This is a genomic window from Ralstonia flaminis, from assembly GCF_958415495.1.
GTDB classification, from domain to species: Bacteria; Pseudomonadota; Gammaproteobacteria; order Burkholderiales; family Burkholderiaceae; genus Ralstonia; species Ralstonia flaminis.
Genome location: NZ_CATZLL010000003.1, coordinates 416,421 through 435,112, shown reverse-complemented (window position 1 = coordinate 435,112; position 18,692 = coordinate 416,421). Strand labels below are relative to the sequence as shown.

The window sequence follows — 18,692 nt, the reverse complement described above, 5'->3', positions numbered from 1 at the left end:
GTTGCGGGGGTAGTCCTTGCCCGGTTCTGGGGGTAATATCCGCTCTACCTGTATATCCATCCAGTAATTCTGGCATAGCTGGAGCTAAGTGGATACCCCTTACGCACATACAGTAAAAATTCCACAGCCATTTCTAGATTTTGTAGAATCGGGTCCCCAAATCCTACGCATGGGGCTACCCACGATGGCACCCATCACCCAACACAAAGACGGCTGGCGCGCGCAGGTGTATGTACGCGGGGAGCGGGATTCCAAGGTACTGCGCACCCAGCGCGAGGCCAAGGCTTGGGCATCTGCGCGAGAAAACGAACTCCGCACGCTGCGCGATACGCCGGCCGCTGATCTGCACACCGTCGGCGACATGCTGAAGCGCTACGCCGATGAGATTTCCCCGTCAAAGCGCACAGGCGTAGCGGAGGTGAAGCGCATTCAGGCGTTCCTCAAAGATTTCCCGGACTTGTCCGGCATGAAGCTGTCGCAGTTCAAGACGCCACAGCTCGCCGGCTGGCGCGACGCCAGGCTCAAGACCGTCTCGGCATCGTCGGTCACCCGGGACATCAACTGGCTGCGCAATGCGTTCGCCGTCGCCCGGAAAGAATGGAAGTGGATCGAGTACAATCCGTTTGATGGGCTTCGGCTGCCTCGCGATCCGGCTCCGCGCTCGCGCCGCGTGCACCCTGCCGAGGTCAAAGCGATCTGTCGGGCGCTGAACTACCGCACCGGCCGCGCCCCGCAGACTAAAAGCCAGGAGGTAGCCCTGGCCTTCCTGCTTGGGTTGCGCACCGCCATGCGCGCCGGGGAAATTCTGAAGCTGGGCACGGGCACCCTGGACATGAATAAGCGCGTGGCCACCGTGGAGCACAAGATGCAGCATTTGACGGGTCGCCCGCGGCAAATCCCTCTTTCTCGCCACGCTATTCGGTTGCTACGGCCGGTGGCCGACAGGGAAAAGTGCTTCACACTGACGTCGCCCATGCTGGATTCCCTGTTTCGCAAAACGCGCGACAGGCTGCTCATCGAGGATCTGCACTTTCACGACACCCGCGCCGAAGCGCTTACAAGGCTGGCGCGCAAGGTTGACGTCATGACGCTGGCAAAAATCAGCGGGCACGCCGATCTTCGGCTTCTGCAATCGGTTTATTACCGCGAGTCGGCAGAAGACATTGCCGCGCGACTATAGCGCGGGAGGCTGTATCAGCTAGAATCGTGCCGCGTCAAATATGGGGGAATCATGGAGTACGCCGCGCCAGCCCTGTTGCTGCTAGTCACGTTCTTCGTCGTACAAAGCCTGATCGATAAAAAGGCGCCGGCTTGGCTGATCATCGTCGCGGCCGTGGCCGTGTCAATTCTCGTCACATTCGCCACTGCATGAACGAGTTTTACGCTGTCTGCGCCATACTTGGTGTGGGCGTCTCTCTTCTGTTTTTTCTGATCTGCCGATTTCAGCTGCGCCGCGATGCGCTGTTCCTTTTTTTGCGCTGCAGGTTTTCATCTACATCTACGTTTCGCCGCTGGCGTCGCTGGTGGTTGAGAGCGATCAGTATGTCGGGGACTACGTGCGCCTCTGGGTCAGCGCATCGTTCCTGCACCTGCTGCCGATGCTGATCGTGTATCGGATCATGGTCGGTCGGCTCCCGAACCCAGAGGGGTTTCGCATAGAGTACGGCGACGCTCGAGCAATCAAGCGTTTCTCCTATGTGCTGCTGGGCATGCTGGCGCTGTACTACGTGCGCGCGCTGATGGCTGGCTACTTCTTCCGACGCATCGGCACTGAATATGCGGCCGAGCTATTCGCCGGGCTCGGGTATTTCGACCTGGTGCTGATCAAGTTTCATGACTTGGTGGCGCCTGCCGTCATGCTCGTTTCGCTGATTCTGTGGCGCTCGAAAGGCACGCCGAAGCAAATCAAGATCGTGGCGGTCGCGTTTGCGGCCGACATGCTGGTGTTCGCGCTGCTCAACTCGCGCATCACGCTGGTGTCGCTGTTTGTGCTGTCGGCGATTGCGCTGCTTTGGACCGGCATTAGACTGCACAGGCTTGCACGCTGGGCCCCTGCTCTGGCGGTGTTGTTTGTCTATTTGCTGATCACGCTGATGCGGTTCCGCGCAGCGTTCCTTGTGGGATCGACAGATTTTCTGTTGGCAATGAACCCGTTCGGCGAGGCTATCGGCCCATCACAGGCTACGGCAGCCGAGTGGATCGATCGCACCAACTGCCTGGATTTGATCACCGTCGCGCGCTTTGGCATTGAGAACGCCGCGCCGTTCGAGGTATGGCGTAACCCGTTCGTGACGCTGTTTGGCCCACTGATTGGGTCTCCCGACGCGCTGTACCTCAAGACCGAAGGACTGACCACGGCGAAGGCTTACATGCTTTTGAACTTCACCCGCATCCCCCAAGTGGACTATCCAAGCTGCAGCCTGACGGATGCTTTCGCGGCGCTGTCGCTGGGTGGCTTCCTGCTGGCCGGAATCGTGCAGGGCCTGATTTTTGGACTCATCACCCGCAGCTTGGTGCTCGGCGGCTCAGGTTTCAGACTGCTGGTCACAGTGGTTGCAGCGTTCTACTTCATGCTGTTCGAGCAGGAGTTCTTCGGCTTTGGCGTCGGCTGGGTTCGAGTGCTTCCGGTGCTGCTGATCCTTGGGCCGCTGATTCCCGTGCGTCGGTTCATTTCGTTAGGCGCATTGAAACAACGAAAAAGTGCAGTCGTCGTTGATGCGGCGAAGGTCAAAGCTGCGCGACCTTCGGCAGTTTGATGCCATCAACATTAAACGCATTACTGAGGGCCATGACCTTAAGAGAAAAGCTCGTTACAACGCGGCTGCTGGAATTCGGGCTAATGCTCTCCGGATATTTTCTATATTCAATTCGTTGGGGTGGCGAGAATCAGCAGATCCTGATGAGTCTGGGGTGGCTTCAGATCTTGACGGCGATCTATGCATTCCTAAGATACAGCGCGCCAACGCGTGGCATTACCGCTTTGGTGATCGTATTCGGGTTCATGGGCGTGGCGCAGATCTTCTACCCTTTCGCCATTGAAAACGCGAACATCCCGGGGGAATCGTCGCAGTACATAGAGGCAGCGGTGCGCCTTTACGTCTATTTGTTCTTCGTGTGCCTACATGCGCTCACCGTGCGACGGCAGGATGCCCAGCCATTTGTTAGCACATTCCTGCATTTGAGCCGCTTGTCGATCCTGATCGCGGTGGGCTGCATGCTTTTGTATTGGGCGACAGGCATCCCTCTACTGCTGAACTTCTACTTTTCCCAGGGGATTATCCGGCCACAAGCCTTCCTGTCTGAGCCGTCCGCTTTTGCCCCTTTGGTGGGGTGCTTGCTGATTTCTGGATGGCTCAATAACTCGCGCAAAGACGTTGCCATTGCTCTTGCTGGGATTGCCTTTGCGCTGTCGCCCATCACCATTCTTGGCGGTATCGGCGCCTTTGTACTCTACGCGTTCTTGTACAAGACGCGCGGCGCACTGGTGAAAGGCGCCGTCATCGTGTCCTGCTTGGTAGCTTTTATCTCCGTCAACATGATGGACTGCACATCGCTTGTGGTGAGCGAAAGCGCCATTGATCGGACGCTGGGCCGCGTTTCCTGCGGCGTTCAGGTCATCTATGACGGAAACCTGCGATATGCGCTGGAGGGCATCTTTTACAACGACCGTTTGGAGTCGGCGATAAAGTCGGTCGAATTTCTGCGCGATACGAATTCGGTGGCGATAGGCATGGGCCTCAACTCGTCGTCGATCTTCATGCCTGAGTTGTATGGCGAGGTGAGAGAAAATTCGCTTTGGCTGTCGACCCTGCTGTTCTACGGTGTGTTCGGCGTGGTCGTTTTTGCTTTGATGTGCATGATCGGCATGGCGCGAATGTCACGAGCCACCGACACCATTGCGGTGATCTTCGTGGCTTTCTTGGTGTGCTCCACCATCAATTCAGCTGGTGGATTCTACGGCTACAGCATCTTGTTGTGGTGCATCACATTCGCGCTATCGCCAGCATGCCGACGCCGTAGGTATGTGCTGGCGCAGAATGGCGACCGGCAACCGAATGTCGAGACAGCGTCAACGACCTGATGCAGCCTTCGGTTTCCAGCCGCACACCTTAGCGCCCGCGCGGTTGTGGGCAAGGATCGTAGCAGCCGTCTCGTCGGACAACACGTCAGCCTTTTCTACATAGATGGGCCGCGTCCAGTCGCACGCGGTGTCTACGAGCTTTACCTTTGGTTCAGGCGGCGGCTCAGTTTTTACCCCATTCGTCGTGCAGCACGCGGTTAGCGTCAGGCAGAGCGCCAGCAGTAACGTCTTCATCTCGTCTCACCTTTGCGTTGTCGGCGCCGGTCTGCGCCGCCGTTTCATTTGCCTTGGCCAGCGCGGCGTCATTCTGTGCTGCGCGTGCGTCTGCCTCAGCGCTTTTCTGATCTGCTTTGGCGATGGCCGTCTTGGCTTGCTGGTGGCGGAACAATCCAAAAAGGATGCCGCCAGCGCACAGAATGAATGGCCACGCCTTGGGCAGGATCTCTAGCAAAGCTGTCATGTCGTTACCTCGATGCGGGCCTGTTCGTGGAGCGCATTCCAGCTGTCGCGGCGTGGCTTGCCTGGGCGCCAGGTACGCACGTACAAATCCCATGCGCCATCCGCATCGCTCACGGTGGGCAGCCGCTTTGGATCAGTGAACAGCATCAGACGGGCCACACCAGCGGCGAGCACGTCATCGCTCTCCAGCGTTCGATAGATGACGTCTGGCAGGAACTGCACACCGCGCGAGGCACACAAGCGATCAAGCCAGTACCGAGAGGCATCGTGCAGGTAGACGCCCCACACGCCGCCGCGCGTTTGCTTCGTGCCTTCCTCGAACTGCCAGAAACCGCGAGCCGGGCCACCCACCTGACGGCGATACATGAAACGCGATTCTTGCAGCCCAATTGAGAGCATCATCACGCGCGCCTGTGGCGTGTCCAGCCCGGGCGGCAGGATGGCGAAGGCCGGCTGAACCGCCGTCTTGATGACGTCGCTAAGGTTCATGGCTGCCCCTTGTCGGCGTCATTCTTCGGCGGCCGCTGCAGGGAGGTGTAACGCAGCGCCAGGAATGTCATTCCAAACATCGTGTACGCGATCCACTGCTGGACGTTCTGCGGGATGACGGCTTTCAGCTCTGGCGGCATTGCGCCCCAAGCCTGCACTAGCAACGGGCCGGTACCCATCAACATCGTGAATGCGGCACCAGCGATCACCGTCCCCTTCTTGTGAAGGCTGCGCCAGTTGTCGGCGAGGGTAAGTTTCATTTTGTCCACCGCTTGAAATCTGGCCGCGCGCCGGCGGCGTTGTCCATCAGGTAGCGGCGGATGTCCTTCACATCGCCGCCGATGTCGTTGAGCTTCTGTGTCGTATCGTCTCGTTGCTGGCGGATGTTGGCTTCAATGCTGACGAAGTGACGCTCGTGCTCGCGGTCGGTTTGCTCCAGTGCCTGCACGCGGCCTAGAAGCGTCGTGTATCGGAGCAGGCGCAGATTCGCATGTGCGGCAACGCCGTCAACCCACAACTGGCCCAGGCGCTCGCGTGGGCGAACGTGCCGGAGATGGCTAGCTGGTCGGCGCGCGAAGCCAAGTTGCTCGGGGTGGCCGCATGACCGAGCTCACCGAATTCCATCGGCGTGCAGCAGCTGCCGCCACGACCAAGATGCTGACCGGCAAACACTTCAGCATCTGCGACCTTGATGCGATCGCCGTCACGATTGGCCGCAAGTCTGCGCTTGCCGGCCAGGACTACGCCGCCCTACGTGCTGTGCACTGCATGGATTGGGCAGACATGGGCCCAGATCTCGCACGGATGGTGCGAGAAAAGTGCTTGGAGCTGCTCGGGCTACCGCCGCAGGTAATTGAGGCAGAAGACAGACCGACAGCGCCACAGCAGGACGCGTCTGCCGGAAGAAGAGTCAGGCTCGCGTTTTGGAAGCCCTGACCACGAGATTTGAGACGTCGCGGAAGAATTGGGAGCCACAAATGCAAACGAACAATCTAGACATCGCACAAGAAGCTGTGCGCCTGTATGCGGAGACGCACCCGCGCCCGCCTCACGTCACCCAACTGCAGGCAGCAGAGATGCTCGGCCTCAGTCGCTGGACGGTAGCGAAGATGGTCGAATCCGGCCAGCTGAGGCTCAATGGCTGCGGCCGCATCCCCATCGGGCAAATCGACAAGCTGCTCGCCGCCTCCGCATAAATTCCCCATATGGCGTGAAAATGGCTCTATCAAGCCATTTACGCCCCCTATCTGCGGGACCACCGGCACATAACAAAGCCAGGCAGACATCGCCTGGCTTTCTTGTTTTTCCGGCGCCATGAATAACGAGGCCCGCCACAAACGGGCGGGCCTATCGCTGCGGATGGCCCCGGGTCGTCTAGGTCAACACCGGCAGCGCTTCGAGCACGAGCAGCCCGATCAGCACCCCTATGATCGTCAGCAGTACACGGATCCCTACCCGCGCACCTCGGATCGCCAGTGGCGCGGACACCAGTCCGATCACGCCCGCCACGCAGACGGCGAGCAACAGATATAGGTTGGAGAAGGCCATCGGGAATTCCATCATCCGCCCCTAGCCGGCCGCAAATGGCCGGTCTTTTGAGTATAGGTCGCGCGCCCATTCCGGCAACCTGCCGCTTCTGTGCACGCGTAGATTTTTTGACGCACTGCAAAAATTCGTGCTATAGTTCGACGCTTGGCTGCTTACTGCCCTTTTGCGGTTGGCCGATGTGCTGGTTTCAACACCAGCGCCCATCGCTCAAAATTCCGCCCCAAAGCATGCGCAGCCGATTGCCATAGAGCTTGGCATCGTCTCCGATCTCCCGCGTGGATTCACATCACGCCGCAGGGACCGCCGCCCTACCTCGCTGATCCGTTCAGCTTGTGGCCGGCCAATTCCCCCGCCTTGTCCGTTTTGCAGCCTCGTCTGTCGAACCGGCCTTATCCGATTGGCGCCGACGCCCGTAATTAACCGGTCGCCGTATCCCATTTCCGTCGTCTGCATCATGTGATGCGGTCGGCGCGGCAGCCTTACCACCTATTCGACATGACGCAGCCTCAAGACGGCAGCGGCGCTATTGCGCACGCTGAAAACACCGACACCCCGAATTCCGACGCACTGCTGGCCGACGCCGCAACCCGCGCCAACGCCTTTGCCGAGCTGGGCCTGGACGAGCGCATCGTCCGCGCGCTGGGCGAAGTGAACTACACCACCCCGACACCGGTGCAGGCGCAAGCCATTCCGGCCTGCTTGTCAGGCCGCGACCTGCTGGTCACGAGCCAGACTGGTTCGGGCAAGACCGCAGCCTTCATGCTGCCGGCCATTCAACGCATCAGCGAGCAACCCGAGCCGCAGCGCCCGCGCATGGACGGCCCGCCGCAACGCATGAAGGGTCGCCGCCCCCGCCCGGCTCCGGCCAAGCCGTCGCTGCTGGTGCTCACGCCCACGCGTGAACTCGCCCTGCAGGTGACGACCGCTGCTTCGCAATACGGCCGCCACATGCGCCGCATCGTCTGCGCGAGCATCCTGGGCGGCATGCCCTACCCGAAGCAGCTCGACATGCTGGCCCGCATGCCGGACATCATCATCGCCACACCTGGCCGTCTGCTCGACCACATTGACTCGGGTCGCATTGACCTGTCGGCACTGGACATGCTGGTGTTCGATGAAGCCGACCGCATGCTCGACATGGGCTTTGCTGACGACATCGAAGCCATCGTCGGTGCCACGCCGGCCACGCGCCAGATGCTGATGTTCTCGGCCACCATGGACCGCCGCATCGAGCAACTGGCCGAGCGCATGATGCGTGACCCGCAGCGTATCGAAATCGCTGCTGCCAAGCTTGACCAGAGCAACATTGAAGAGCGCCTGCACTTCACCGACGACGTCTCGCACAAGCAGCAACTGCTCGACCACCTGCTGCGCGATGCATCGCTCAAGCAAGCAATCGTGTTCACGGCCACCAAGCGCGATGCCGACTCGCTGGCCGAGCGCCTGACCGAAACCGGTTTTGCCGCTGGCGCCCTGCACGGTGACATGCACCAAGGCGCGCGCAACCGCACGCTGACCGCACTGCGCCGTGGTCACCTGCGCATCCTGGTGGCCACCGACGTGGCAGCCCGCGGCATCGACGTGCCGGACATCACGCACGTGGTCAACTTCGACCTGCCCAAGCAGGCCGAAGACTACGTGCACCGTATCGGTCGCACGGGCCGTGCCGGTCGCAGCGGTATCGCCATCAATCTGGTGAACCACAACGACACGTTCCAATGGCGCCGCATCGAGCGCTTCGTTGATCGCCGCATCGACGCATCCGTTGTGGAAGGCCTGGAGCCGAAGCGCTCGCCCAAGCCGCGCACCGGCGGCCCGCGAGCCGGTGGTGACCGTGGCGGCTACCGTGGAAACGGTGGTGGCAATGGCGGCGGCTACCGTGGCCAGCGTGAAGGCTATGCCGCACGCACCGGCAATGGTGGCAACAGCGAGGGCCGCTTCCAACGCAGCTTCGGCGGTGACCGTGATGGCGCAGCACCGCGCCGCGACGGCAACGGCGGTGGCGGTTACCAAGGCGGTCAACGTGACTGGGGCAACCGTGACAACGCCGCCCCGCGTCAGTCGTATGGTCAGCAAAACCGTGGTGACTGGCAACAGCGTCCGGCCCGCACGCAAGATGGCAACCGCGGCTACGGCAACAGCAATGGCGCCGGTTACGGCAACCGTGATGGCAATCGCGAAGGCTACGCCAACCGCGAAGGTGCACCGCGTCGCTTCGGTGACAACAATGGTGGCAGCCGCTTTGGCGATAGCACCGGCACCGGCGCACCGCGTCGCAGCTATGGCAATCGTGATGGCAACCGCGACAACAGCTATGGCAGCAAGGGCCGCCCGCGCGATTTCGATCGTTAATGCATGAAAAAGGCCATCCTGCGGGATGGCTTGGTTCACCTTGCTGAAAACCCCACGCCTGACCGCGTGGGGTTTTTCTTTGGGCAACGCTGATTTCGGGTTGTCATTCTTGTTGCCAAGTTGCAGGCGACAAAAAACCCTCGCCGAAGCAAGGGTTGTGTCGGTCGGTTGCGCAACTCAAAGCGCGCAGGTTCGGAAGCCAATGAAGATGTCGTCACGCTCCGGCAGCAAGAACCCACGGAAGCGCGGATGATGGGCGCGTTGCGGCGTGTGGGCGGCCGCGCCCCGCACCGCTTGCATCGTCATGAAATGCGGCGCCGACAGACCTGCCACCCGACCACGCGGTACCCCCGGCACGAAATCCGGATACGGTTCGAACGGTGATGCGGTCCACTCCCACACCTGCCCCCAGTGAAAGCCAGCCCGGCCCTGCACGGCAGCCATTTCCCACTCATCCTCGGTCGGCAGCCGGCGGCCTGCCCAGCGACACCATGCCTGCGCTTCGTACAGACTCACGTGGCGCACAGGCTCGTCGCGATTGAGCGTGCGGGCCTGACCATAGCGCAACGCCTGCCATGTGCGCGTGGCAGGGTCACGCTGCCAACCAAGTGGCGCGGAGCGCTCCTGCATCATCAGCCACTCCATGCCTGCTGGTGACCACCACTGCGGATGGTCGTAGCCGCGATCCTCAATGAACTCCAGGTACTGACCGTTGCTCACCGGTTGCGCGTCGATCTCGAACGCGGGCACGTAGGTGCGGTGCGGCGGGCACTCGTTGTCGAAGAAGAATCCGTCGGCATCGGGCCACCCCATCTGGAAACGGCCACCGTGCAAGGACAGCGTCTGCGCTGCCGGTATAGCCACGGCAGCCAGCGGCGGTTGCCCGGCCGGTTGCAGGCCCAGCACCTGCAGCAGGCCATGCAGGTGTTCGGCACGCAGGTCTTCATGGAAGACGGCCCAGCGGAACGGTTCGAGCGCTGCGTCGTCATCGGTGCCGAGCGTAGCCAGTTTGCGCAGCACGCGGTCGAGCACATCGTGCGCGTATTGCTTGACGGCGGCGATACCGGGCAGCGTCAGTTCCCAGCAGACATCCGGCGGCAGGCGATCCATGTCGAAGAAACTGTCGGCGCCTTCCAGCGCGGCGGGCACCGTGGCCTGCCAGCGCGCCAGATCCCATGTGGTGCCAGCGCCGTCTTCGATGGTGTCGCTGCCATTGCGACGCGGCTCACGCAGACACCAGAACTCGGCAAACCAGGCGAGCTGCCCCAACGTCCATAGCGGCGGCGCGTGATGCGGCACGCGTTCGATCTGCCAGCCGCGCTGCGTATCACCAAACGCGGCGAGCAGCGCCAGCGTGCGGTTGCGCGCATCGACCAGGCTGTGTGCGATGCCCTGGCGCTGCAAGCGGCGGCCGTCGGTCCAGTCGGAAAGCGATCCGATGAACGTCGGATCGGGGAGCATGAAGAATTCAGCCATCGCGGCACACCTCGGGCGGCATCTCAAGATCGAGCGCCATTATCGCATCGCCCGTCCAGCGCTCCCGCCCTCGCCTAGCGGCTGATGCTGGCGTGGCAGACAGCGAAATCCTCGCTCGCATCGGTCCACGCGTGCAAATCCTCAAAACCCGCGTCGGCAAACAAGCCCTGCAGGCGCGGCAGATCGTATTTGACGGAGTTTTCCGTGTGCACGCGCTCACCAACAGAAAACACGCGCGCCTGATCGCCCCAGCGTACCGTCACATCGTAGCGGGCTTCGAGATGCATTTCGATACGATGCGCATCCGTGCGATACAGCGCGAGGTGACGCCAGTCCCGCACGTCGAAGTTCGCCCCCAGCAGGCGATTCAGATTGCGCAGTACGTTCAGGTTGAAGGCGGCCGTTACGCCGAGCGGATCGTCATAGGCTGCCTCCAGACGTCGCGCGTCCTTGATGAGATCGATGCCGATCAGCACGCTATCGCCGGGGGCGGACGCTTCGCGCAGGCGCGTGAGGAAGGCCCGCGCATCGTCAGGCGTGAAATTGCCCAGGCTCGATCCGGGATAGAACCACACGCGGCGCCCATCGCCCACGGCATCGGGCAATACAAGCGGCGCACACAGATCGGCCCCGATGCCAACCATGGGGAGCTGCGGGTGCTGCCGCGCCAAGGCGCGCAGTGTATCGCGCAGGAAATCTGCCGAGATGTCGATGGCCACATAGCGCGACGGCGCCAGCGTGCGGAACAGGCGCGCGGCCTTCTCGCAGTTGCCGGCGCCCAGATCGATGAGCGTGGCACCGCGCCCGACGCGCAGGGCGATTTCCGCGGCGTGCTGACTGAAGATGGCAGCCTCAGTACGCGTTGGGTAGTACTCGGGCAGATCAGTAATCGCCTCGAACAAGCGGGAGCCCAGCGCATCGTAGAAAAACTTGGGGCTCACGCTGGCGGCGGCGGCCAGCAAACCGGCCTCTGCCTCGGCACGCAAGGCTGCGTCGTCTTCCGCAAAGAGCTGGTAGAACGTCAGGCCTGCGCCGATGGCGTCGATGGTTGGTTTGGGCTGTGGCTGGACCAGCCGTGCCAGCGCGCGGCGGGTATAGGCATCGGCGGATGGCTTGGTGGCCTGCATGGTGTCTCCCGTTGTGGGTGGAACGGCACGGTACGACGTGGTCATGAAGGCCGTTGGCAGCGAGAAATGTGCCACCGCCTCCTTACTCGGTCGGCTCGGGTCTGCACTGATGAGATTGCAGCGTAGACGCCGCTTTGTGACAGCGCCACCGTTCTTTCACCCGAGAGCGCGGCAATGCTGCGTGACGCTTCGCGTAAAAATCGCCCGCACCGCGGAAAAAACCACGCATACCGCGCTGTGATGCGGGTGTTGCATTTGCGCACCGCACCAATCGCTGCCTGCGCTATAATGTGGGCTTCCTCAAAGGGGAGTAGCTCGGGGGTTCTTCAGCCCCAGGCACGATCGTCAAGACGAGGCAAAAAATCGCCTCCGGTCGTGTCGGCATCAACAGGTTCTTGGCCTGTTTGTGTCGAGCAAGACCTTTGCAACCGGATTCATGGTCTGCAAAGCGTCACGCCCCAATGTTCCATGCAGTCCGGTCAACCCCGTTTCTTGTTTGACTTTGGAGCCGCTATGGAATGGTTGTCTGACATCTTCACCATGCAGTTTGCTGCAGCGTTGGCATCGATCATTGTGATCGACCTCGTGCTCGCGGGCGATAACGCCATCCTCATCGCGCTGGCTGCGCGCAACCTGCCGCCCGAACTGCAGAAGAAAGCCATCATGTGGGGCGCAGCGGGCGCCATCATCGTGCGAGCGATCATGACGCTGGCCGTGGTGTGGCTGCTGAAGATCCCGGGGCTGATGCTGGTCGGCGGCCTGGCGCTGGTGTGGATCGCATGGAAGCTGCTGGCGGACGACGGTCAGGACAATGGCGAACACGGCGCCGGCAGCACCACGCTGATCGGCGCGATGAAGACCATCATCATCGCCGACGCTGTCATGGGCATCGACAACGTGCTCGCGATTGCCGGCGCTTCACACGGTAGTTTCCTGCTGGTGGTGCTGGGCCTGCTGATTAGCGTACCGGTGGTGGTGTGGGGTAGCGGCGTGGTGCTGCGCCTGATCGAGCGCTTCCCGCTCATCATCTACGGCGGTGCGGCGGTGCTGGCTTACACGGCGGCGCACATGATCGTGGCCGAGCCGGTCCTCAAGCCGTTCTTTGCAGAGCAACGTCCGCTGGTGTGGGTTGTGTACGCGGTGGTGTTTGCGATCGTGCTGGGCGGTGGCTGGCTGGTGCAGCGTCGCCGCCAAGCGCAACAACTGCGGGCTTAAGCCTCAATCGACTGACCGGCGAGGACCCGCGCCAGCAAGGCGCGGTCGATGTTACCGCCGGTCAGCGGCAAACCAACGCGCAGATTGGCAAGCTGGTCGCGCTGCTGCCACGCACCCGCCAGGGCTGCGGCGGCAGCGCCTTCGGCCACGTTGTGCGTGGTCGAAAAATACAGACGAATCGCTTCCGCCACTTCCTCATCCGTTACGGCAATGATCTCGTCGACGCCCGCGCGGATCACCTCCAGTGCCTTCGCATCTGGCGTGCGGCATGCCAAGCCATCGGCCAGCAACGTCGATACCGGCGCCGACACAACTGCACCACTCACAAACGACTGCTCGTAGCAACGGGCATGCGCCGACACAACACCGACGATGCGCATGGACAACCCCAGCGCATCGCGTGCAGCCAAGGCCGAGCAGATACCCGAACCCATGCCGATCGGCACATAGACCACATCCAGCGGCACTGCTTCAAAGAATTCCAGCCAGTAGCTCGCCACACCAGCGACCAGATCCTCGTGATACGAAGGCACATAGTGCAGGTCGCGCGCGACGGCTAACTCAGCGGCCAATTCACGGCTGGCCTGGAAATCATCCCCCGCCTCGATCAACTCCGCGCGAAGCGCACGCATGGCGGCATTCTTCTCCACGCTGTTGCCGTGGGGCACGACGATGGTGGCGGTCATGCCGTTCCTGCTCGCCGCTAAAGCGATCGACTGGCCGTGGTTGCCGCGCGTCGCGGAGATCACGCCGCGCATCTCAGGCTCCCGACAGCGCAATGCGTGCAGGTAATGCACCCCGCCACGCACCTTGAACGCCCCCACTTCCGTATGGTTCTCATGTTTCACCCACACCGCCGCGCCCACCGCTTGCGAAAGCAGCGGCCAGCAGTACTGCGGCGTCGGCGGAATCACCGCATTGACAATGCTGGCGGCCGCGCGAAGACGGCGCAATTCAGCGGCACGATTGAGCGAAGCGGCGGTGGTCACGGGTGACATGGCAATCTCCAGCAGACAGTTTGAAGCGATGGCCTTATCTTGCACGTTCGCCCCGCCTGGGAACATCGACAATTCTGCGATTTGTCAGTCAAACTGTGCCGCCCTTTCAACCTGGCCAGTTCTCGGACACTGCCGGTACAGTCGATGCCACACCGGTCACGTTACAATGTGGCTCAATCGATTTTCGATGCACTGCCCCGCGCTCGCATGAAGCCTTATCTCGACCTGATGCGCCATGTCTACGAACATGGCACCGACAAAGCCGACCGCACCGGCACCGGCACGCGCTCCGTGTTCGGCCACCAGATGCGCTTCAACCTGCAGGACGGCTTTCCGCTGGTGACGACCAAGAAGGTCCACATCAAGTCCATCGTGTATGAACTGCTGTGGTTCCTCCAGGGCTCGACCAACGTGCGCTGGCTGCAGGACAACGGCGTGACGATTTGGGACGAATGGGCCGACGCCGACGGCGAACTGGGCCCCGTCTACGGCTCCCAATGGCGCTCGTGGCCGACGCCCAACGGCGAGCACATCGACCAGATCGCCGAGCTGATCGCGCAGATCAAGCGCAACCCCGATTCGCGCCGACTGATCGTCTCGGCCTGGAACGTGGCTGACATCCCACGCATGAAGCTGCCGCCCTGCCACGCGTTCTTCCAGTTCTACGTGGCCGACGGCAAGCTGTCGTGCCAGCTCTACCAGCGCAGCGCCGACATCTTCCTCGGCGTGCCGTTCAACATCGCCAGCTACGCACTGCTCGTGCACATGGTTGCGCAGCAGACCGGCCTGGACGTGGGCGATTTTGTCTGGACCGGCGGTGACTGCCACCTCTACAACAACCACTTCGAACAGGTGGAGACGCAACTCGCGCGCGAACCGCTGCCGCTGCCGAAGCTGCACATCAAGCGCAAGCCCGAAAGCATCTTCGATTACCAGTACGAAGACTTCGAGATCGTCGGCTACCAGAGCCATCCAGCGATTAAGGCACCGGTGGCCGTATGACGATTCTGACCCTCATCGTCGCCCGCGCCCGCAATGGCGTGATCGGCCGCGATAACACGCTTCCGTGGCGCCTGCCCGAAGACCTCGCGCACTTCAAGCGCACCACCATGGGCGCGCCCATCGTGATGGGCCGCAAGACGTACGACTCGATTGGCCGTCCGCTGCCGGGTCGGCGCAACATTGTCGTCACGCGCAATGCCAAGCTGGAGCTGCCGGGTTGCGAGATGGCGTACTCGCTGGAAGATGCACAGCGCCTGTGTGTTGGCGTCGAGCAGATCTTCCTGATCGGCGGTGCGCAGCTCTATGCCGATGCCCTCCCAAGCGCCGACCGCCTGGTCGTGACCGAGATCGACGCCGACTTCGAGGGCGATGCCCACTTTCCGGCGCTAGATCCGAAGGTTTGGCACGAGGTTGCTCGCGAGGCGCACCACTCGCCCGCGCCCAACAACTTCGACTATGCGTTCGTGACCTACGAACGACCGCCGTCGGACGAGCAATAACCCGGCTGCAAGCAACAAAAAACGCGCTCAGCTTAGAGCGCGTTTTTCATTTTGGCTGTGGCGATTTATTCGCCGGCAATCGTCATCTGTTCGATCAGGATCGAGCCGGTTTCCTTCGTGCCACGCACAAGCGCGTCCGCGCCAATAGCGACGATCTGGCGGAACATGTCACGCAGGTTGCCGGCAATGGTGATCTCTTCCACCGGATACTGGATCACGCCGTTCTCGACCCAGTAGCCCGACGCGCCGCGCGAGTAATCGCCGGTCACGTAGTTGACGCCCTGGCCCATCAGCTCGGTCACCAGCAGGCCCGTGCCCATGCGGCGCAGCATGCCGGCAAAGTCGTCTTCCGGCTTCGTCTTGTCAGAGAACAACGTCAGATTGTGCGAGCCGCCCGCGTTGCCGGTCGTCTGCATGCCGAGCTTGCGGGCGGAATACGTCGACAGGAAGTAGCCCTCCACCACGCCGTTCTTCACCACATCGCGGCGCTGCGTACGCACACCTTCCTCATCGAACGGCGCGCTACCCATGCCGCCCAGCACGTGCGGGTCTTCCTTGATCTGCACGTGCGGCGCGAAGATTTCCTTACCCAGCGAATCCAGCAGGAAGGTCGACTTGCGATACAGCGCGCCACCTGACACCGCCTGTACAAACGCACCGAGCAACCCTGCGGCCAGCGGCGCCTCGAACAGCACCGGGCACTTGCGCGTGGTCAACCGACGAGCAGACAGCCGCGCCAGCGCGCGCTCGGCAGCGTACTTGCCGATGGCTTCCGGCGCTGCCAGATCGGCGGGCGAGCGCTTGGATGAATACCAGTCGTCGCGCTGCATATGCGCACCTAACCCGGCAATCGGCGCGGCCGAAATGAAGTGGCGCGAATACGGATAGCCCGCCATGAAACCGCGCGAGGTTGCCAGCACGAAGTGCGAGTGCTGCGCAGAGATGCTCGCGCCATCGCTGTTGCGGATCTTGGGGCTCACGGCAAAAGCAGCGGCTTCCGCAGCGCGGGCGATTTCGACGGCGGCTTCGGCGTCGATCATCCACGGGTGATAGAGCTGCATGTCCTGCGGATGCTTCTCCAGCAATTCTTCTTCGGCCAAGCCGGCAGCGTCGTCATCGGCGGTGAAGCGCGCAATGTTGTAGGCCGCCTCGACCGTGGAACGCAGCGCGGCAGGCGAGAAATCGGATGTGCTGGCATTGCCGCGCTTCTTGCCGAGCATGACTGTCACGCCGACGATCTTGTCGCGGTTCTGCTCGATGGTCTCGATCTCGCCCTTGCGCACCGTGACCGACAGGCCCTGGCCTTCGGAGATTTCCGTCGCGGCATCGGTGGCACCGAGTTCGCGCGCGACGCGCAGCACATCGCGGGCCATCTCTTCGAGCTGTTCGCGGCGGTAGGCAAACACAGAGTCAGTCTTGGAATCGAGCGTTTGAGACATAGGCAATCAAGGGGGAAAAACGGGCCGCGATTTTGGCACAAGCGGCGGAAGCGCCCATCATAGCAAGATACAATGCGCGCCATGAGCCGAGCATCCCGACACAACCCCACGTATCTGCAACCTGTCGTGCGCACCGACATCGGTGAAGAGGACGATCCGGATACGCCCAAGAGCAAATCGCAGCGCAAGCGCGAGGTGAACGCCTTGCAAGATCTGGGCACCGCGCTGGAAGCGCTGCCCAAGGAAAAACTCGCCAAGGTGCCGCTGCCCGAGAAGCTGGTCGACGCCCTGCGCGAAGCCAAGCGCACTACTGCCCACGAGGGCAAGCGCCGCCAGATGCAGTACATCGGCAAGCTGATGCGTGCCCTGACCGATGAAGAGGTCGAGGCCATTCGCCGCGTGCTGGCTTCGTTCGTTGGTGCGTCCAAGGCGGAAACCGCCCGCCTGCACGCCATTGAGCGTTGGCGTGACCGTCTGATCGCAAGTGACGACGCCGTCACCGAGTTCATTGCCGCGCACCCCGACACCGACGTCCAGGCCCTGCGCACGCTGGTGCGCAACGCGCGCAAGGAAGCACAACTGGCCAAGCCGCCCAAGTCCTCGCGCGAGATCTTCCAGATGGTCAAGCAGGCCCTGGATGGCAATGACCGTGACGACGACGCCGATCAACCCGAAGCCGAAGACGACGAAGCATGACCGCCTCTGCCCCCGCCTCCCCGCTGGCCCGCCGCCACCCCGACGAACTGCTCGTCGGCTTGGTGTCGATTTCGGACCGCGCCTCGTCCGGCACGTATCAGGATGAAGGGATCCCGGCGCTGCGCGATTGGTTGGGCAGCGCCCTGTCGTCGCCGTGGCAAGCAGTGGAGCGCCTGATTCCGGACGATCAGGCGACGATTGCTGAAACGTTGATCGACCTGGTGGACCACGCCGGCTGCGATCTGGTGCTCACCACCGGCGGCACCGGCCCGACGCGCCGTGATGTGACGCCTGAGGCCACACTGGCCGTCGCCACCAAGGAAATGCCCGGCTTCGGCGAGCAGATGCGCCAGATCAGCCTGAATTTCGTGCCGACGGCGATTCTGTCGCGTCAGGTGGCGGTGATCCGCGAAACGCCGTCACCGAATACCCATTCGGCACTGATCATCAACCTGCCCGGCCAGCCGCGCGCCATCAAGGAAACGCTGGAAGGCCTGAAGGATGTGGAAGGCCGCGCCACGGTGCCCGGCATCTTTGCCGCCGTACCCTACTGTCTTGATCTGATCGGCGGCCCGTACGTCGAAACACACGACAGCGTGGTCAAGGCCTGGCGGCCCAAGCACGCCGTCCGCGCAAAGCCGTTGCAGGCTTAAGGAGCGACCGACGACGCCAGCGCTTCAGCGTCCGGCGTCTGCGGCACGTCGCGGATGAAGTGCTCGCGGTAGTAACGCAGTTCTTCGATCGACTCGATGATGTCTGCAAATGCTGTGTGACGCTGGTGCTTGGTAAAGCCCTTGGCGATGGCCGGCTGCCAGCGCTTGCACAGTTCTTTGAGCGTGGAGACGTCCAGGTTGCGATAGTGGAAGTACTCCTCCAGCTTGGGCATGTAGCGCGCCATGAAGCGGCGGTCCTGGCAGATGGAGTTGCCGCACATCGGCGACTTGCTCTTCGGCACCCATTTTTTGAGGAAGGCCAGCAGTTCGGCTTCCGCTTCCGCTTCCGTGGTGGTCGACGCCTTGACCTTGTCGATCAGGCCCGAGCGGCCGTGCGTGCCCTTGTTCCAGGCGTCCATGCCGTCGAGCAGCTCGTCGGACTGGTGGATCACCAGCACCGGGCCTTCGGCCAGCACGTTCAGTTCCGAATCCGTCACCACCACAGCCACTTCGATGATGCGATCGTTCTCGGGGCTCAGGCCGGTCATCTCCATGTCGAGCCAGACCAGGTTGTTGTCGCTCTTGGCGGCAACGCGGTTGGGGGTCGAGGGGGATGCGGCGGACTGGGAAACTGGGGTACTCACGCGAATGCCTTGA

General features: G+C 62.1%; 22 protein-coding genes. 12 read left to right on the top strand and 10 right to left on the bottom strand.

Going from position 1 to position 18,692, the window contains the following annotated elements:
• The first annotated feature begins 184 nt into the window (after positions 1–184).
• From R2N11_RS06855 to R2N11_RS06840, 4 genes are all read left to right on the top strand, one after another.
• On the top strand, positions 185–1,180 hold the full coding sequence (locus R2N11_RS06855; protein WP_316680582.1) for a tyrosine-type recombinase/integrase: 996 nt from the start codon (positions 185–187) through the stop codon (positions 1,178–1,180).
• A gap of 51 nt (positions 1,181–1,231) precedes the next feature.
• On the top strand, positions 1,232–1,372 hold the full coding sequence (locus R2N11_RS06850) for a hypothetical protein (RefSeq protein WP_316680581.1): 141 nt from the start codon (positions 1,232–1,234) through the stop codon (positions 1,370–1,372).
• A gap of 151 nt (positions 1,373–1,523) precedes the next feature.
• A complete protein-coding gene (locus R2N11_RS06845) occupies positions 1,524–2,756 on the top strand; it encodes a hypothetical protein (protein WP_316680580.1) in 1,233 nt (410 codons plus the stop codon).
• A gap of 32 nt (positions 2,757–2,788) precedes the next feature.
• Positions 2,789–4,081 (top strand): hypothetical protein, encoded by a 1,293-nt coding sequence (locus tag R2N11_RS06840; protein WP_316680579.1) that lies wholly within the window; start codon positions 2,789–2,791, stop codon positions 4,079–4,081.
• 163 nt (positions 4,082–4,244) lie between these two features.
• On the opposite strand, the gene R2N11_RS06835 is transcribed toward R2N11_RS06840, so the two are convergent.
• From R2N11_RS06835 to R2N11_RS06820, 4 genes are read right to left on the bottom strand one after another with little or no spacing between them, the layout of a single operon-like run.
• Positions 4,245–4,541 carry a hypothetical protein gene (locus tag R2N11_RS06835; RefSeq protein ID WP_430715418.1) on the bottom strand — a complete coding sequence of 99 codons (297 nt, stop codon included), beginning with the start codon at positions 4,539–4,541 and terminating at the stop codon, positions 4,245–4,247.
• Positions 4,538–5,029 carry a hypothetical protein gene (locus tag R2N11_RS06830; RefSeq protein ID WP_316680577.1) on the bottom strand — a complete coding sequence of 164 codons (492 nt, stop codon included), beginning with the start codon at positions 5,027–5,029 and terminating at the stop codon, positions 4,538–4,540. Before R2N11_RS06830 ends, R2N11_RS06835 begins: the two co-directional genes overlap by 4 nt.
• A complete protein-coding gene (locus R2N11_RS06825; RefSeq protein WP_316680576.1) occupies positions 5,026–5,289 on the bottom strand; it encodes a DUF7940 domain-containing protein in 264 nt (87 codons plus the stop codon). Before R2N11_RS06825 ends, R2N11_RS06830 begins: the two co-directional genes overlap by 4 nt.
• Positions 5,286–5,477 (bottom strand): hypothetical protein, encoded by a 192-nt coding sequence (locus R2N11_RS06820; RefSeq protein WP_316680575.1) that lies wholly within the window; start codon positions 5,475–5,477, stop codon positions 5,286–5,288. Before R2N11_RS06820 ends, R2N11_RS06825 begins: the two co-directional genes overlap by 4 nt.
• Before the next feature lie 152 nt (positions 5,478–5,629).
• Between R2N11_RS06820 and R2N11_RS06815 the strand changes: the two genes are divergently transcribed.
• Both R2N11_RS06815 and R2N11_RS06810 read left to right on the top strand, forming a co-directional pair.
• Positions 5,630–5,965, top strand: a complete 336-nt coding sequence (locus tag R2N11_RS06815; RefSeq protein WP_316680574.1) for a hypothetical protein — start codon at positions 5,630–5,632, stop codon at positions 5,963–5,965.
• Positions 5,966–6,006: 41 nt separating this feature from the next.
• The gene (locus R2N11_RS06810; RefSeq protein WP_316680573.1) at positions 6,007–6,225 is read left to right on the top strand and encodes a DNA-binding protein; all 219 of its coding nucleotides are present in this window, start codon (positions 6,007–6,009) and stop codon (positions 6,223–6,225) included.
• A gap of 178 nt (positions 6,226–6,403) precedes the next feature.
• On the opposite strand, the gene R2N11_RS06805 is transcribed toward R2N11_RS06810, so the two are convergent.
• Complete coding sequence (locus R2N11_RS06805; RefSeq protein ID WP_039596328.1) at positions 6,404–6,592, bottom strand: hypothetical protein; 189 nt, start codon at positions 6,590–6,592, stop codon at positions 6,404–6,406.
• 480 nt (positions 6,593–7,072) lie between these two features.
• Between R2N11_RS06805 and R2N11_RS06800 the strand changes: the two genes are divergently transcribed.
• A complete protein-coding gene (locus R2N11_RS06800; RefSeq protein ID WP_199033277.1) occupies positions 7,073–8,929 on the top strand; it encodes a DEAD/DEAH box helicase in 1,857 nt (618 codons plus the stop codon).
• Between the two features lie 177 nt (positions 8,930–9,106).
• Here R2N11_RS06800 and R2N11_RS06795 read toward each other — a convergent pair whose 3' ends face one another.
• Together R2N11_RS06795 and egtD are read right to left on the bottom strand one after the other, a co-directional pair.
• Positions 9,107–10,405, bottom strand: a complete 1,299-nt coding sequence (locus R2N11_RS06795; RefSeq protein ID WP_316680572.1) for an SUMF1/EgtB/PvdO family nonheme iron enzyme — start codon at positions 10,403–10,405, stop codon at positions 9,107–9,109.
• Positions 10,406–10,479: 74 nt separating this feature from the next.
• Positions 10,480–11,532 carry an L-histidine N(alpha)-methyltransferase gene (egtD, locus tag R2N11_RS06790; protein ID WP_316680571.1) on the bottom strand — a complete coding sequence of 351 codons (1,053 nt, stop codon included), beginning with the start codon at positions 11,530–11,532 and terminating at the stop codon, positions 10,480–10,482.
• 513 nt (positions 11,533–12,045) lie between these two features.
• Between egtD and R2N11_RS06785 the strand changes: the two genes are divergently transcribed.
• Positions 12,046–12,747 (top strand): TerC family protein, encoded by a 702-nt coding sequence (locus R2N11_RS06785; RefSeq protein WP_316680570.1) that lies wholly within the window; start codon positions 12,046–12,048, stop codon positions 12,745–12,747.
• On the opposite strand, the gene R2N11_RS06780 is transcribed toward R2N11_RS06785, so the two are convergent.
• Positions 12,744–13,745 carry a threonine dehydratase gene (locus R2N11_RS06780; protein ID WP_316680569.1) on the bottom strand — a complete coding sequence of 334 codons (1,002 nt, stop codon included), beginning with the start codon at positions 13,743–13,745 and terminating at the stop codon, positions 12,744–12,746. The two genes, R2N11_RS06785 and R2N11_RS06780, sit on opposite strands and share 4 nt — an antisense overlap.
• Positions 13,746–13,952: 207 nt before the next feature.
• On the opposite strand from R2N11_RS06780, the gene R2N11_RS06775 reads away from it, so the two are divergent.
• Together R2N11_RS06775 and R2N11_RS06770 are read left to right on the top strand one after the other, a co-directional pair.
• Positions 13,953–14,747: a thymidylate synthase gene (locus R2N11_RS06775; protein WP_041668026.1), complete on the top strand. Its 795-nt coding sequence runs from the start codon at positions 13,953–13,955 to the stop codon at positions 14,745–14,747.
• Complete coding sequence (locus tag R2N11_RS06770) at positions 14,744–15,247, top strand: dihydrofolate reductase (protein ID WP_199032975.1); 504 nt, start codon at positions 14,744–14,746, stop codon at positions 15,245–15,247. The genes R2N11_RS06775 and R2N11_RS06770 overlap by 4 nt, the downstream gene beginning before the upstream one ends.
• Before the next feature lie 65 nt (positions 15,248–15,312).
• Here R2N11_RS06770 and pmbA read toward each other — a convergent pair whose 3' ends face one another.
• Positions 15,313–16,686, bottom strand: coding sequence for a metalloprotease PmbA (pmbA, locus tag R2N11_RS06765; RefSeq protein ID WP_316680568.1), 1,374 nt, complete (start codon positions 16,684–16,686; stop codon positions 15,313–15,315).
• Between the two features lie 81 nt (positions 16,687–16,767).
• Here pmbA and yjgA point away from each other — a divergent pair, with 81 nt between their 5' ends.
• Entirely contained in the window at positions 16,768–17,382 is a 615-nt protein-coding gene (gene yjgA / locus R2N11_RS06760; protein WP_306663077.1) for a ribosome biogenesis factor YjgA, read from the top strand.
• Positions 17,379–18,035: a molybdopterin adenylyltransferase gene (gene mog / locus R2N11_RS06755; RefSeq protein ID WP_199031450.1), complete on the top strand. Its 657-nt coding sequence runs from the start codon at positions 17,379–17,381 to the stop codon at positions 18,033–18,035. The genes yjgA and mog overlap by 4 nt, the downstream gene beginning before the upstream one ends.
• Here the strand turns inward: mog and orn are convergent.
• Positions 18,032–18,679: an oligoribonuclease gene (gene orn, locus R2N11_RS06750; protein ID WP_048931692.1), complete on the bottom strand. Its 648-nt coding sequence runs from the start codon at positions 18,677–18,679 to the stop codon at positions 18,032–18,034. The genes mog and orn overlap by 4 nt on opposite strands.
• Positions 18,680–18,692: the final 13 nt, after the last annotated feature.

What these genes read in the sequence shown, in the direction of transcription:
- R2N11_RS06855 (WP_316680582.1), top strand. Translation starts at nt 185, where the DNA reads ATGGCACCCATCACCCAACACAAAGACGGCTGGCGCGCGCAGGTGTAT.
- R2N11_RS06850 (WP_316680581.1), top strand. Translation starts at nt 1,232, where the DNA reads ATGGAGTACGCCGCGCCAGCCCTGTTGCTGCTAGTCACGTTCTTCGTC.
- R2N11_RS06840 (WP_316680579.1), top strand. Translation starts at nt 2,789, where the DNA reads ATGACCTTAAGAGAAAAGCTCGTTACAACGCGGCTGCTGGAATTCGGG.
- R2N11_RS06835 (WP_430715418.1), bottom strand. Translation starts at nt 4,541, where the DNA reads ATGACAGCTTTGCTAGAGATCCTGCCCAAGGCGTGGCCATTCATTCTG.
- R2N11_RS06830 (WP_316680577.1), bottom strand. Translation starts at nt 5,029, where the DNA reads ATGAACCTTAGCGACGTCATCAAGACGGCGGTTCAGCCGGCCTTCGCC.
- R2N11_RS06825 (WP_316680576.1), bottom strand. Translation starts at nt 5,289, where the DNA reads ATGAAACTTACCCTCGCCGACAACTGGCGCAGCCTTCACAAGAAGGGG.
- R2N11_RS06815 (WP_316680574.1), top strand. Translation starts at nt 5,630, where the DNA reads ATGACCGAGCTCACCGAATTCCATCGGCGTGCAGCAGCTGCCGCCACG.
- R2N11_RS06810 (WP_316680573.1), top strand. Translation starts at nt 6,007, where the DNA reads ATGCAAACGAACAATCTAGACATCGCACAAGAAGCTGTGCGCCTGTAT.
- R2N11_RS06805 (WP_039596328.1), bottom strand. Translation starts at nt 6,592, where the DNA reads ATGATGGAATTCCCGATGGCCTTCTCCAACCTATATCTGTTGCTCGCC.
- R2N11_RS06800 (WP_199033277.1), top strand. Translation starts at nt 7,073, where the DNA reads ATGACGCAGCCTCAAGACGGCAGCGGCGCTATTGCGCACGCTGAAAAC.
- R2N11_RS06795 (WP_316680572.1), bottom strand. Translation starts at nt 10,405, where the DNA reads ATGGCTGAATTCTTCATGCTCCCCGATCCGACGTTCATCGGATCGCTT.
- egtD (WP_316680571.1), bottom strand. Translation starts at nt 11,532, where the DNA reads ATGCAGGCCACCAAGCCATCCGCCGATGCCTATACCCGCCGCGCGCTG.
- R2N11_RS06785 (WP_316680570.1), top strand. Translation starts at nt 12,046, where the DNA reads ATGGAATGGTTGTCTGACATCTTCACCATGCAGTTTGCTGCAGCGTTG.
- R2N11_RS06780 (WP_316680569.1), bottom strand. Translation starts at nt 13,745, where the DNA reads ATGTCACCCGTGACCACCGCCGCTTCGCTCAATCGTGCCGCTGAATTG.
- R2N11_RS06775 (WP_041668026.1), top strand. Translation starts at nt 13,953, where the DNA reads ATGAAGCCTTATCTCGACCTGATGCGCCATGTCTACGAACATGGCACC.
- R2N11_RS06770 (WP_199032975.1), top strand. Translation starts at nt 14,744, where the DNA reads ATGACGATTCTGACCCTCATCGTCGCCCGCGCCCGCAATGGCGTGATC.
- pmbA (WP_316680568.1), bottom strand. Translation starts at nt 16,686, where the DNA reads ATGTCTCAAACGCTCGATTCCAAGACTGACTCTGTGTTTGCCTACCGC.
- yjgA (WP_306663077.1), top strand. Translation starts at nt 16,768, where the DNA reads ATGAGCCGAGCATCCCGACACAACCCCACGTATCTGCAACCTGTCGTG.
- mog (WP_199031450.1), top strand. Translation starts at nt 17,379, where the DNA reads ATGACCGCCTCTGCCCCCGCCTCCCCGCTGGCCCGCCGCCACCCCGAC.